The following is a 14,624-nucleotide window of genomic DNA, read 5'->3' on the forward strand; positions in this document are numbered from 1 at the left end:
TTTACATAATATTCACAGAATTTACAACAATATACATAATATTACTTGTATTAATTATTTTTATATATTATATTATTTATGAATTTGTTAAATATTACATAATTTTACAAGGAGGACAATTTTATGTTTGAAATGGAAGTTGATAAACTAAAGAAGGTATTTACCATTGTTGCAGCAGGTTTCTTTTCCATGCAGGAGGGTATTGATTTCATGAACGAATACAGGTCAAAGGCCGCTCAAATTGTTCCGGAGGAGTATACACTCATAGTTGACGGAAGAGAAGTAAAAACATCGGCCCAGGATGTTGCCGAACAGCTAAAAAATATGATTATGCTGTATATGAGTGTTCCTTTCAAGAAAAGGATTATTGTTCAGCAGCAGTCGGCGGTGGCAGCAAGTCAGACAAAGCGGTTAGCCAAAGACATACCAGGTTTTGAGACCATAATATTTGTGGAGTCGACGGAAGAAGCTTTTGCCAAGGCATGATTGCGGTCATATATTGTTGAGAATGCTGTAAAGCATGTGTTTGAGGTACCAGCTTATTACTGTCATCAGCCTTTATAGAAGGTAGAAGGTATGCTTTACCAGAAATACAGGTTCGTATGACGCAACAGGCTGATACCTCAAAGGGCATTTCTTGCAGTTCATAATCTGTACAACAGGGCACAAATGTTATAGCCTGCACCTACCGAACAGAACATGACATAGTCTCCGTCGTTGATTGCTCTGTTTTGAAGGGCCTCGTTATAGGCCAGTATGGGACTGGTAAGGCCGGTATAGCCGTATTTATTTCCTACATATGTATACTTGTCCAGGCCCACAGACATCAAGCCCAGAGTTGTCTCTGCATCAGGTTTTGAAAATTGTGAAAAAAAGTACTGTGTGATGTTGTGCTTGCTTATATTGTATCTTTCAAAAAGCACCTGCATCAGTTGCACCCATTCGTGGCATATAAAGCTGGTATCAAAGGGAATCAGCTTTAACTTTTTCTCCTCGGCCCTCGTTTCATTGTCAAAAAGCTTTGTTAAGCCGCACACCGGAAATTGAAATGCGTCTTTTACAACCGGATCGGTTTTGAAATTCGTATCTATAAAGCCTCTTCTGTCAGATTCCTCTACTTTCTCAAGAACCACTGCTGCTGCTGCATCAGCCATATTTGAATAGCAGACGGGATCTTCCATGCTGGAAATCCTGCTTCCCATAAAGCTGCCCACAACAAGTGCCTTGCTTATCCTGTGATTGGTAAGCAGGAGACGGGCCGCCACGTCGATTGCCGAAAGCATTCCTATGCAATTTGAATTCATATCAAATATTTGATGTGCATTTACGGTGTTTAATTTGTCGTGCAGCAGCAATGCGTTGGAGGGTACCAACTTCTCAGGGCTATCTGTTCCGAAAATGATTATGTCAATTTCGGAACTGGATATATTGGCTGACTGAAGCGCTTCAAGCGCCGCGTGATAGGCCATAGTGACAGTATTTTCACTTTTTGATTCAGACACACAACGGGTATTCCTTCCAAGGTGGTCTACAAGCCCTGATACGTCAATACCCATGCTTTTAAAGTGCCTTACATAAAATGAGTTCTTTCTCTGTGTAGACGGATGATATGTTCCCACTGATTTAAAGACAATGTTTTGATACATTTTTTACACTCCTTTCCAGTATGATAAAATAAATTATAATGGAAGTTATGTAAAATATCAACAATAAAATACAAATTTAACATAATTTTACTTTTGCTTCCCGAAGGTCAGTTGCGCTCCAAAGACTTTGCCTTTCAGACCATAGTAATTTACTTGTCTGTAAGATGAGGAAAATGCGAGATTGCAGATGTTTTCACAGAGGCAGGAAGCATAAAAAAAGCCTTTCGCGGGAAATACTTCCTGGCTGGAATGCCCTGAAGTATTTCCCATGAAAGGCTTTTTTATTAGCTGAATATTAAAGGCAGTCCATCAGGAACTTCTTCTGGACTGAAGCTTTAGTCTGAGGAAACGTCTTCTGCGCCTGAGTTCCGAAGGGAAAATAAAAACTTCATTTTTGATGAGTCCCAGGGAGGTCTCTACAATCTTCCTGGCCGCATCATGGTCAAAATAGTCGCGCTGAGCCTTTTTTACCTCATTGAGGCCTTTTGCATCATCCTTGAGTAAGTCCGAAACAACAGAAGACAAATGAGATAAATTATCACAGTATATGCCAAGCTTATTATTAACTGCAAAGTCCGGATTTTCCTGTTCCTGCCCCGGAAGGGCCCCGGTTATGATCAGGGGAACATTGCAGGCGATTGCTTCCATCATTACGTTGGGGCTGCCTCTTGTAAAAGCTATGTCGGAGCTCAGCATATAGTCCTGTATATTGGTTACATAGCCATATACTTCAGCTCTGCCGGGATATTGCTGTGAGAGATACTTTTCCAGCTTTTCCTTCATGGAGACATTCCTTCCGGCAATAATCCGCACATTGCAATTGAAATTGTCCAACAGTATTTTTGAAACAGCGTTCATATCTCCTGAACCCTCACCGCCGCTCATAATCAGGCAGTCCAGTGGTCTGTCCAGGCTGTAGTCGGGTTTATGGAAGCCCTGGGCAATATGCTGGGTAAATCTTGAACGCACGGGGAAACCGGCCACCTTTATGGAAGCCTCCGGGACTCCAAAACCCAGACACCTGTCCTTGGCCTCGGCTGTGGGACAAATTATGCAGTCTGCGCGTTTGTCCGCCCACAGAGGTGATATGCTGACAAGGTCGGCTACAAATATGGCAAAGGGTATATTGAGTTTATACTCTTTAAGTATATTGAGTACGGGGGTATTGAACACCGGATGGACTGAAAGTATCAGGTCGGGTTTCAGTTTTCTGAGCATTTTTATAAAATTTTCCCGTATTGTAAGCTCGGTAAACTCATGGATAAAGGTAGGATTTCTTTTTGATATTTTCCATGCAAATTTCCAAAGCTCTTTTGCATTTCTCGTAACCAGGCCATAGGATTTGCCTACCTTGACCCACATGTTGCCGCCCAGGTCAAATCCATCTATAATATTTATATTAACGTCTTCATATTGGTTAAACTGTTCCACCAATGCTTCGCTGATACTCTTATGTCCGTGCCCGGTGTAGTCTGACGAAATTATTACTATATTTCTCATGATTATTCCTTAGCCTCCAAAGGTTAACTGTTTTCATCTATCAATTGCCAAAAACTTCCGCAAAAAATCCATTTACATACTGAATTAACATAAAACTGTTCATATCACAAACTTAACATGTACCCTTCCTAAATAATATATTATACATCTTTTGTATTAAAAGATAGGTATCAAATGTAAAATATATAAACATTTTTGAATTATTATTCTGACTATTTTACGAATATTCCGAATAAATGTTTGATTAATTCCTATATATTTATTAAATTAACCTGTAGTATTAATTAAAAATGTGTAACAGTCAGAAAATGCAACTCACTCCCGGACGAGTTTCAAATAAATGCTTGTATATAACGCTTTTGCGAAATTGCAAACCTTACAGCATGCTTTTTTAGCCGTCGCAGCAACTCGACCATCCAGGTCTCGAGTGCTGCTTAAATTGACATCCTGTCAATTTAACTGCCAAAGCGGCATGCTGTAAGCCTGCAATTTCAGCCAAAAGCTTTTAATCATACTGCGCATTTCTTTAAAGTCGTCCTCACGTGACTTGCAAACTTGTCTCTTAAAGACTTTATTAACTGGCACTACAGGTTAAGTTAATTTAGGCGTTATAAACCAATTACTAGCCTCATATATTATAACGCTTATGTTTTTACAGTATTTAAATTATAAATATAAACAGATAACAACTGATTATATTGGAAAGCTGGGGATGTGAGGCTGTTGAGAAGAACTTTAAGATTAGTAACCGTTATATTAATTATTTTTGCATGTTTTTTATACACAACAGAGGTTTTAGCGGATGATTTGAATGAAGAGGAGCCCATAAGCGGTTTAACCGGGGAGGACAGTATTGAGACCACCGGAAACAAGCTGCCGAAAATTTCAGCAGGTGCTGCCATTGTATTGGATACCGAAAGCGGAAGAATCCTGTACGAAAAGAATGCCTATACCCGGCATTCCATAGCCAGTACCACCAAAATCATGACGGCCATAGTCGCTCTGGAAAACGGCAATGATGACGATGAGGTTGTAATCAGCAAACGGGCGGCGGCAATAGGGGGGTCCACAGTCAACCTGAAGGCGGGTAAAACCTATAAGTTTAAAGACCTGATGTATGCTATGATGCTCAGGTCGGGAAATGATGCCGCAATTGCAATAGCAGAGCACATAGGAGGCTCGGTAGAACTTTTTGCCGAAATGATGAACAGAAAGGCCGCTGAAATAGGTGCTACGAATACCAATTTTGTTACACCCCACGGACTGGATGATCCTCAGCACTATTCAACTCCCTACGATTTAGCGCTTATAACACAATATGCCTTAAAAAACGAAAAGTTCAAAAAGATTGTAGGAACAAAAAATTCTGTTTTTGAAGGCAATAATATATCAAATACAAATGAGATGCTGGGGTTGTATCCCGGAGCGGACGGCGTCAAAACAGGCTATACCGGGCAGGCAGGAAGATGCCTTGTAACTTCCGTTACAAAAAACAACTGGAGAATCATATCGGTAGTCCTGGGCTGTTCCACCCGAACGGTAAGGGCGCAGAACAGCAAGACACTGCTGGATTATGCCTACGGAAATTATAAAAATTATGAACTGCTGAAAAAAGGGATGCCAATACAGGAAATCAATATACATAAAGGCAGAATAAACAAAATAGCACTGTATCCCGATGCAGACATCACACTGCCGTTGAAGCAGGAGGAGGCAGACAAGGTCAGGGCGGTTTACAATGTTCCCGATGCAATAGAGGCTCCGGTGCAAATGGATTCAAAGATTGGAACGGTGGATTTTATATTAGATGGAAAGATTTTGGCCACTACCGATTTAAAAAGCTCCGGAACTATTGAAAGAAAGGATTTCTACTTTTATTTCGATGCTATCTTCAAAACCTGGGCCAGACTTGTACATAACGCATAATGGTGGCATAATAATAGAAAAGTCAACGGAAATGGAGCCCGAAATGAAAACCTTACTAGTAGGTATAAACTCAAAATTCATTCACACCTGTCTTGCGGTCTGGTATTTGAAGGCAAACCTGGGGGAGGCCTGTGACTGCACAATCAGAGAATTTACTATAAATGACAGCAAGGATACAATTTTATCGGAAATCTTTCTGGAAAAGCCTGATATACTGGCTTTTTCCTGCTATATATGGAATATGGAACTGGTGGGCATTCTGACACGGGAGCTGAAAAAACTGCTTCCCCGGTGCAGGGTGATTCTTGGAGGGCCGGAGGTCTCATACAATGCCGGAGAAATTCTTGAGGCAAATGAGGCTGTGGATTTTGTCCTGTGCGGAGAGGGGGAGGAAATATTCCCCGTATTAATCCAATCAATAAGCTATGGCGGGGATAAGTACAAAACCCTCAACGGAATAGCCTTCCGTGAAGGGGACGGGGAGATAGTATTCAGGCCCGGCTTTAATCTGGTAGCTGAATTGGACAGGCTCAAATCTCCATATACAAGCTCTTTATTGGCTGCAGCACAAAACCGTATAGTGTATTTTGAGTCCTCCAGAGGCTGTCCCTTCTCCTGTTCCTATTGCATATCCTCAACCTTTAATGGGGTGAGATATTTTTCCTTCCAGAGAGTGAGGGAGGAGCTTGAAAGGCTCCTTGAGCACAGCCCCAAATTGATAAAGTTTGTAGACAGGACCTTCAACTGCAACCGGAGCAGGGCTAAGGAAATCTTCATGCACATAATTAATCTGGACTGCCCTGCGATATTTCATTTTGAAGCGGCTGCGGATTTATTTGACGAGGAATTGCTGGAATTGCTCAGCAGGGCTCCAAAGGGCAGAATACAGTTGGAAATAGGCCTTCAAACCACAAACCCGGAAACTCTTGAGGAAATTTGCCGGGTTACCGACTTGAGAAGGCTGAAAAGAAATGTGTATAGAATCCTTGCAAACGGTAACATCCATGTACATCTGGATCTTATTGCAGGCTTGCCCTTTGAGTCCATGGCATCCTTCAGGAATTCCTTCAATGAGGTTTATGCCATGAGGCCCCATCAACTGCAGTTGGGCTTTCTGAAAATGCTCAAGGGTTCAAAAATAAGGGAGGAAGCGGACAAGCACGGCTACAGTTTCAGAGCCTATACACCTTATGAAATCTTGGGCAACAGCTATATTTCATATGATGAGATACTTGTTTTAAAGGATGTTGAAGAAACCCTGGAAAGGTTTTTTAACTCAGGCAGATATTTAAAATCACTGGGAACCCTGGAACAATGCTGCGAAGGAGATGTATTTGAACTGTACAGGCAGTTGTCGGCCTACTGCAGGAAAAACGGGTATCTCAACCGGCCGGTAGCCTACAGGGAAAATATAACCGTCTTGTACAAGTTTGCGGTGGAGGGGTTAAAGTACAAAGTTAATATTGAGGAATTCCGGCAAAACATGGTTTTTGACTTCCTGAGCTCTGACAGCTCCTGCTCCATACCGGAGGTGTTAAGTCCGGAGGAATACCTTTTGCCCTCGGAAAGGGTTCATGAGCTTCTCAGGAATAAGGAGTTTGTAAAAGAGCATCTTCCGCATTTGACAGACCTTCCCGCAAAAAATATCCTCAAAAAAGTATTTTTTGTGTCCCTGGGCCTTATAACCGGTTCCCATCAACTGCTGCTGTTTGATTACACACAAAAGGACCCGGTGTGTGAAAGCTTCAGAAGTGTGGTTTTCAAGAAATTAATACCTTGAAGCAGCGTGTAAAAATCCACCTGGTTTTCCCTGAGGGAAACCGGGTTTTTTTATAAAGTCAATTACGGTTGAAACCTTCGGATTTCAGCCGTAATTGACTTTGGTTTCGCGGCTGGCATTTATTCCGGCAGGACTTCCGGGACTTTGTTAAGCATATAAATTCTACAGCATGAAAAGTACGTATTTGATAATATTTTTTGATTCCTCACATATATTTTACAATGAGATATTTTATCAGGAACATATTTTCAGCAACTGATTATAATGACAGTAAAAAACTGTTTGTTCCTTCAAAACTACCAGGTAAAAAGGGAGGTTTCCAGATGACCACACCGGAGTTTGACTTCAAAGCAATGATTCAAAAGGATAGGGATGATAGGGTTAAAAGAAACTTTGAAAGCACATTTCTTGAGTATCTTCAGTTGGTAAAATCAAATCCAGAGGTGGCTGTTCTTGCTCATCAAAGATTATATGACCTTATAGTAAAAAAGGGGGCTGAAATTGTCAAAACCGATGAAAATCCAAGATTACGGAGGATTTACGGAAATGACATTATTAAAAAATATGCTTTTTTCGAGGAGGATTTTTTCGGTATTGATAAGACTATAATGAAGATAGTCAGATATTTCCACTCGGCAGCAATGGCAGGAGAAGAGGCACGTCAGGTTTTGTACCTGGTGGGGCCTGTAGGCGCCGGAAAGTCCTCGCTTATGGAGTCCCTGAAAAAAGCGCTTGAGATGGCTTCGCCTATTTACGCCTTAAAGGGCTGCCCCATGAGAGAAGAACCCTTGCACCTTGTCCCCAAGCATTTAAGAAAAGAGTTCGAGGAAACACTGCATGTTAAAATTGAAGGGGATTTATGCCCTGTTTGCAGATACCGGCTCAAGAACGAATATGGAGGAGAGTATGAAAGATTCCCGGTTGAATCGGTAGGTTTTTCAATCCGTTCCAGGAAGGGAATAGGAGTTGTGCCCCCTGTGGACCCAAACAATCAGGATTCGTCCATACTGACCGGAAGCGTCGACATATCAAAAATTGACCTCTATCCGGAGGATGATCCCAGGGTGCTGTCACTTAACGGTGCATTTAATGTAGGCAACCGGGGAATCGTGGAATTTATTGAAGTTTTTAAAAACGAGACCGAGTACCTGCACACCATGATAACGGCTACACAGGAAAAATCCATACCCGCTCCCGGCAAAGGTGCCATGATTTATTTTGACGGAGTCATACTGGCGCATTCAAATGAGGCGGAATGGAACAAATTCAAGTCGGACCACACAAACGAAGCAATATTGGACAGAATAGTCAGAATCGAGGTGCCTTATTGCCTGGAACTAAGTGAAGAAATAAGGATTTACGAAAAAATGCTGTCCAAAAGCAAGTTCAGGGCGCATATAGCTCCTCATACCATAGAAATTGCATCCATGTTTGCCATCCTTACCAGATTGAGCCCTTCAAACAAGGTAGACCCTATGACCAAGCTGAAAATCTATAATGGTGAAGAAATACTTGAAAAGGGAATGACCAGGAAAATTGATATTTTCGAGTTGCGGGAAGAAGCACCCCGGGAAGGCATGACCGGAATATCCACAAGATTCATAATGAAATCCCTGGATACTACCCTGTCCGAGTCGGAAAATAATTGCATAAATCCAATAGCAGTGATGGAATCCTTGATCAAGTCTGTTAAGGAGCTTGGAATAGGTGATGATGAAAAGGAAAGATACCTGCGCCTTATATACGATACCGTAAAAAAGGAGTACAACAAGATTCTTGAAAAAGAGGTGACAAAAGCATTCATACATGGGTACAGGGAACAGGCCGAGAGCTTGTTCAACAATTATCTTGACCATGCCGAAGCGTTTGTTAACAAGACCAAGATAAAGGATAAGAATACCGGAGAGGAGCTGGAGCCGGACGAGAAGTTCATGAGGTCCATCGAGGAGCAGATAGGCATATCCGATACGGCGGTAAAAGGCTTCCGCTCGGATGTAACGGCCTATATGTTTTTTGTTATGAGAAACGGTGGAAGCCTGGATTATACCAGCTATGAGCCTCTGAAGGATGCCATTGAGAAGAAGCTCACAACCTCCGTAAGAGATTTGAGCAGAATAATTACCCAGGCAAAGGTAAGAGACAAGGAACAAACCCAAAAATATAATACCATGGTCGAAGAAATGAAAAGGAACGGGTATTGCGACCATTGCTGCAATGTAATACTCAAGTATGCTGCAAACAACCTGTGGAAGGATTGATATGCAAAGCCTGCAGTCTCAGGCGGTTAGCATACGAAATAATATGGAGGCTAAAGCGTTATGGCTATATTCAGAGAAAACAGCAGCGGCGGCAGGGACAGATCGGCTGAGGACCGCCGCAGGCACAGAGAACTGGTTGAAGAATCCATAAAAAAAAATCTCGGGAATATAATTGCTGAAGAGAGCATCATTGGCAAGAGCAAGGACAAAAAAATAAAAATTCCCATCAGAGGGATAAAGGAATTTCAATTTATATATGGAAAAAATAAACCCGGCGTGGGCTCCGGAGACGGAACCGAAAAAAGAGGGGATAAGTTTTCCGGCGAATCCCAGAACGGTAACGGAAAGGGAAAGGCGGGAAATCAGGAGGGTGAAGAAATATATGAAACTGAAATTACCATCGAAGAGGTTATAAAATACCTCTTTGATGATTTAAATCTTCCTGACATAGATAAAAAGCAACTGTCCCAGCTTGAGGAGAAAAGCTACAGGAAGCTGGGCTACCAGCACAAGGGCATTCCTCCCAGACTGGCTAAAAAGAGGTCGGTAGTGGAAAAAATCAAGCGAAAGCAGGCAACTAAAAGGGCCTGCAGTGAAATAGAACAGGATACGGTTGACAGTGAGGTCAACCGTGACGAGGAAAGTGAAGCCAACAATGAAGTATCGGGATTAACTGCCCGGAGGGAAAGGTTTCCCTTTATTGAAGATGACTTAAGGTATTACAGGATAAAGGAAGAAAACAAAAAGGACTATAATGCAGTTGTCTTATGTATCATGGATGTGTCGGGATCAATGGACCAGACAAAGAAGTACCTTGCAAGAAGTTTCTACTTTCTTTTGTATCAATTTCTGCAGCTCAAGTATACAAATGTGGAGGTGGTGTTTATTGCCCATACCACCACTGCAAAGGAGGTAAATGAGAAGGAGTTCTTTCACAGAGGCGAGTCAGGAGGAACCTATATCAGCAGCGGCTATGAAAAAGCACTGGAAATAATTGCGGAAAGGTACAGTCCTGCAAACTGGAACATTTATGCTTTTCATTGCAGTGACGGGGATAATTGGTCTGAGGACAATAAAAAAGCAGTGGACAGTGCCATAAGATTGTGCGAGGTATGCAATCTTTTCGGCTACGGTGAAATAGTTCCGGGCTACTACAGTATGGGGAGCACAATAAAATCCGAGCTTCAGAGCAGGATAGACAGCAGGAATTTTGCTGCCATAACCATCAATAAAAAGGAAGATGTGCTGCCTGCCCTGAAAAAGCTGCTTGAGAAAGGCGAAAATACAGCAGGTTAAGCATAAAGTCAATTACGGTAGAAATCTTCGCCTTTTTGCCGATGGCAATTGACTTATAAGTTTTGATAAAGTGGGGGGCTTATGACTGATTTTAGTATTGCTGATCTGGAATATTGGAATGAACGGATTGAAGGTATAGCAAAGGAATATGGTCTTGACTATTATAACCAGGAATTTGAAATCATAAATTATGAGGATATGATAGGCTATGAATCCTACGTGGGTATGCCGTCGCATTATCCACACTGGAGCTACGGAAAATCCTATGAACGTATAAAAACGCTGCACAAATATAACCTGACAGGTCTGCCCTATGAAATGGTCATAAATTCAAACCCCTGTCTGGCCTATCTTATGAAAGACAATTCACTGCTGCTTCAGGTGCTTACAATCGCTCATGTATATGCTCACAATGATTTTTTTAAGAATAACAGGCTTTTCAAGCTTGGAACCAAGGCAGAGTATACGGTAGAAATGTTTAAGAATCATGCCAACCGCATCAGGGAGTATATTTCAGACCCCAGCATAGGCTATGCCAGGGTTGAAAGGATTCTTAATGCGGCGCATGCTGTAAAGCTTCAGACCGAAAGGGTGGTGGATTTCCAGAACAGGAGCGAAAAGCCTGCGAAAGGGGTTTCGGCCCTTACTGAAAACAACAGGGATTTTCCTCATTTGGAGAGGTATTCCCAGAGGCTTGACCAGGGAGACAATAAAAACAGTTTTCAGGAAGTAAAAATTCCTCCAAATCCCCAGGAAGACATACTCAAGTTCATAATAGAATATGGGAGGCTTCAGGACTGGGAAAAGGACATTATCGCAATAGTAAGGGAGGAAGCAAGCTATTTTATACCCCAGATAGAAACAAAAATTATGAACGAGGGTTGGGCCAGCTTCTGGCATTACAACATACTAAACAGTCTGGAACTGCCTCAAAGCATGCACGTGGAGTTTCTCAGGAGGCACAACGAAGTCATACGCCCTTTGAAATCCAGTATAAATCCATATTATATAGGCTTTAAGATTTTTGAAAGCATCAGTGAAAAACATGGCTTTGACAAAATCTTTGAAATAAGGGAGAATGAGCGGGATCAATCCTTTATCAGAAGGTATCTGACCGAGGAATTGTGCAATGAGATGAATTTGTTTGAGTATGTATCGGCAGGAAATGACTATATGATTTCTGAAGTGTCGGATGAGGATGGCTGGAGGGTAGTAAGAGATACTCTGTGCAGTACGGTTGGTATCGGCAGTATACCTACAATACGCATTGAAGAGTGGAACCAGAAGGAAAATACCCTTGTGCTCGCACATGAATACGACGGACGTGAACTGGAACTGAGCTATGCATATGAGACCTTGAAACATGTGGTAGACCTGTGGAATGGCAAGCTGCTTTTAATCACCCAGCTTGAGGGCAAGAAAAAGAATATTTCCTGTGATGAACAGAAGAGGATTTCACTATATGGTTGAATTTTGTTAGCACTCTTACTAAATGAGTGCTAAAAAGTACTTGAAAGTTTGAAGCATTAGAGTTATATTATTAATGTCAAATATTTTCAATTGGAGGTTATATATGATACACGAAAGCGGAAGTATTTCCATAAATACCGAGAACATTTTTCCTATTATAAAAAAGTGGCTGTATTCTGAAAAGGATATATTTATCAGAGAGCTGGTGTCAAATGCCAGTGATGCAATAAGCAAGCTTAAGAAGCTGGATGCCATGGGGGAAGCTGAACTGCCCGAGGATAACAGATATGGGATCAAGGTCCTTGTGGACAAGAAGGAAAAGACCATAAAGGTAATGGACAATGGCCTTGGAATGACCGAAGAGGAAGTAAAAAAGTATATTAATCAGATTGCTTTTTCAGGAGCAGTGGATTTTCTTGAGAAATATAAGGACAAGTCTGATGACGGTCAGATCATAGGACATTTCGGACTGGGCTTTTATTCTGCCTTTATGGTTTCAGAAAGGGTGCAGATTGACACCTTGTCCTACCAGCCCGGAGCTGCGGCTGTCAGGTGGATCAGCCAGGGGGGCACGGAATTTGAAATGACTGAATCGGACAGAAGCGAAAGAGGTACAACAATTACTCTTTACCTTTCTGAGGATGGGGTGGAGTTTACCGATGAATATAAAATGAGATCCACCCTTGAGAAATATTTTTCTTTCTTGCCTTATGAACTGTACCTTGAGGATTCTGCAAAAGAGCCTGAAAAGACAGAAGAAAAGGCGGAAGAAAACGCAGAGGGGACAGAGGAAGCTATCGAAGGAGCAAAGCCAGAGCCCAAAAAGCCCGAGCCCCTGAATGACACACAGCCGCTGTGGCTTAAGAATCCCAAGGATTGTACCGAGGAGGAATACAAGCAGTTTTACACAAAGGTTTTCCACGACTTTAACGAGCCCTTGTTCTGGATACACTTGAACATGGACTATCCTTTTAATCTGAAAGGAATATTATACTTCCCGAAATTAAAGCATGAATTTGAAACCATGGAGGGACAGATCAAGCTTTATTACAATCAGGTATTCGTTGCAGACAACATAAAGGAGGTAATTCCTGAATTCCTGCTATTGCTGAAGGGTGTACTCGACTGTCCGGACCTTCCGCTGAATGTATCCAGAAGCTTCCTGCAGAATGACGGTTATGTAAACAAGATTTCTTCCCATATTACAAAGAAGGTTGCGGACAAGCTCACGTCACTTTATGAGAAGGAACGTGACAATTACAACAAGTATTGGGATGACATAAATCCTTTTGTAAAATACGGCTGTATAAGAGAAGATAAATTTTATGACAGGGTAAAGGATATACTGATTTTCAAATCAACTAAGGGCGGCTACACAACCTTGAAGGATTATCTTGAAAACAACAAGGAAAAGCATGAAAACAAGGTGTTTTATGTATCCAACGAGAAGCAGCAGGCCCAGTATATCAGATTGTTCAATGAAAATGGCATGGAGGCGGTAATACTATCCACAATGATTGACAATCACTTCATGCAGATGCTTGAGGGTAAGATGTCCGGGGTTCACTTCAACAGAATTGATGCCGACATTTCCGATACAATGAAGAATGGAGAGACAGGAATTGCCGAGGAGGATGCGGGCTATCTGGAAAAGCTGTTTAAATCGGCAGTTAGTGATGATAAGCTGAAAATCCAGGTGGAATCCTTAAAGAACGAATCTGTTCCTGCTATGATTCTTTTGTCCGAACAGTCCAGAAGGATGCAGGAAATGAGTGCAATGTTCGGAGGAATGGACATGAGCCATATGTTCCCCAAGGAGCATACGCTGGTTCTGAACTCTTCAAACAGGCTTGTGAAGTCTCTGACCGACATGAAGGCTGATGAGTCAAAGAAGGATGAAATCAAGCTTATCAGTGAGCATATATACGATTTGGCCATGATGAGCCATCAACCGCTGGAACCTGATGCCATGGCCAAATTCATAGAAAGAAGCAATGAGATATTGATGAAGCTGGTTTAAATAAGCTTATTAGTACAAGCTTATTTAGATAAGCTTGTTTACAGAAAGTTCATGAATTATATATGGTTTGTTAATAAAATTATACTATTATTAATTCATGAACTTTTCATAATATGTTTCTCCTATAAAACCCTTTTCCACGGCCCTGTAAAGTACACAGGGCCTTAATTTATGCTGTCCTGTCAAAATTGGCCATGACAGACTTAAGAACGTTGAGTGAGGAGCAATTGAGAGCTTTGTGCCTTCTCTTCACATGTTAACTTGCCGGCAGGTTATTTAAATATTCTGCCGGATATCAAAAAGCTGTAACATTTACATATGATTTTTCATTTAATAATATAGCTGAAATTATATGGAGTCTTGACTTATGTTTTTAAATAGCTATATTGGAGAGAGTATTTTCCTCAGTTTAAGAAAAATGGCCGAACAGAATGCGGTTTTAAATTATTTCTATGACATTGAAAAAATTATTTATGCAAAACTGATAGATGTTGACGAAATAGGTATATGGCTTGAGGGAACCGGAACTATTACAAAACTGCTGGATGAGGGCGGCAAGGAAATTCCCAAGGAACAGCAGGTCTCTGAGAAAAGGTCTACCAGCATTCTTGTAAGGTGGGAATACATTGATGACATATATGTCCTTATTCCCGGTGAAAAGAAGCTCAAACCCATGGGCTTCAGATTCGACCCCACAAAGGGCTAGAAATACCAGGGACTTAAAGCCG

Annotated in this window: 10 protein-coding genes; 8 read left to right on the top strand and 2 right to left on the bottom strand. The window is 41.6% G+C overall.

Features of this window, described 5'->3' with window-relative positions; genetic code table 11:
* Window positions 1-123 precede the first annotated feature (123 nt).
* A complete protein-coding gene (locus CLHUN_RS00330) occupies window positions 124-486 on the top strand; it encodes a hypothetical protein (RefSeq protein WP_080062573.1) in 363 nt (120 codons plus the stop codon).
* A 158-nt stretch (window positions 487-644) separates the two neighbouring features.
* On the opposite strand, the gene CLHUN_RS00335 is transcribed toward CLHUN_RS00330, so the two are convergent.
* Together CLHUN_RS00335 and CLHUN_RS00340 are read right to left on the bottom strand one after the other, a co-directional pair.
* Window positions 645-1,646 carry a 3-oxoacyl-[acyl-carrier-protein] synthase III C-terminal domain-containing protein gene (locus CLHUN_RS00335; protein WP_080062574.1) on the bottom strand — a complete coding sequence of 334 codons (1,002 nt, stop codon included), beginning with the start codon at window positions 1,644-1,646 and terminating at the stop codon, window positions 645-647.
* Between the two features lie 309 nt (window positions 1,647-1,955).
* Window positions 1,956-3,146, bottom strand: coding sequence for an MGDG synthase family glycosyltransferase (locus CLHUN_RS00340; RefSeq protein WP_080062575.1), 1,191 nt, complete (start codon window positions 3,144-3,146; stop codon window positions 1,956-1,958).
* A gap of 723 nt (window positions 3,147-3,869) precedes the next feature.
* Between CLHUN_RS00340 and CLHUN_RS00345 the strand changes: the two genes are divergently transcribed.
* The 7 genes from CLHUN_RS00345 (at window position 3,870) to CLHUN_RS00375 (ending at window position 14,602) form a co-directional block, all read left to right on the top strand.
* Window positions 3,870-5,072: a D-alanyl-D-alanine carboxypeptidase family protein gene (locus CLHUN_RS00345; protein ID WP_080062576.1), complete on the top strand. Its 1,203-nt coding sequence runs from the start codon at window positions 3,870-3,872 to the stop codon at window positions 5,070-5,072.
* Between the two features lie 43 nt (window positions 5,073-5,115).
* Entirely contained in the window at window positions 5,116-6,852 is a 1,737-nt protein-coding gene (locus CLHUN_RS00350; protein ID WP_080062577.1) for a B12-binding domain-containing radical SAM protein, read from the top strand.
* Window positions 6,853-7,175: 323 nt separating this feature from the next.
* Window positions 7,176-9,110: a PrkA family serine protein kinase gene (locus CLHUN_RS00355; protein WP_080062578.1), complete on the top strand. Its 1,935-nt coding sequence runs from the start codon at window positions 7,176-7,178 to the stop codon at window positions 9,108-9,110.
* A gap of 60 nt (window positions 9,111-9,170) precedes the next feature.
* Complete coding sequence (yhbH, locus tag CLHUN_RS00360) at window positions 9,171-10,406, top strand: sporulation protein YhbH (protein ID WP_080062579.1); 1,236 nt, start codon at window positions 9,171-9,173, stop codon at window positions 10,404-10,406.
* A gap of 81 nt (window positions 10,407-10,487) precedes the next feature.
* Window positions 10,488-11,876: a SpoVR family protein gene (locus CLHUN_RS00365; RefSeq protein ID WP_080062580.1), complete on the top strand. Its 1,389-nt coding sequence runs from the start codon at window positions 10,488-10,490 to the stop codon at window positions 11,874-11,876.
* Window positions 11,877-11,979: 103 nt separating this feature from the next.
* Entirely contained in the window at window positions 11,980-13,896 is a 1,917-nt protein-coding gene (htpG, locus tag CLHUN_RS00370; RefSeq protein WP_080062581.1) for a molecular chaperone HtpG, read from the top strand.
* 367 nt (window positions 13,897-14,263) lie between these two features.
* Window positions 14,264-14,602: a hypothetical protein gene (locus tag CLHUN_RS00375; RefSeq protein WP_080062582.1), complete on the top strand. Its 339-nt coding sequence runs from the start codon at window positions 14,264-14,266 to the stop codon at window positions 14,600-14,602.
* Window positions 14,603-14,624 lie beyond the last annotated feature (22 nt).

The organism is Ruminiclostridium hungatei (assembly GCF_002051585.1).
Classification (GTDB): Bacteria; Bacillota; Clostridia; order Acetivibrionales; family DSM-1351; genus Ruminiclostridium; species Ruminiclostridium hungatei.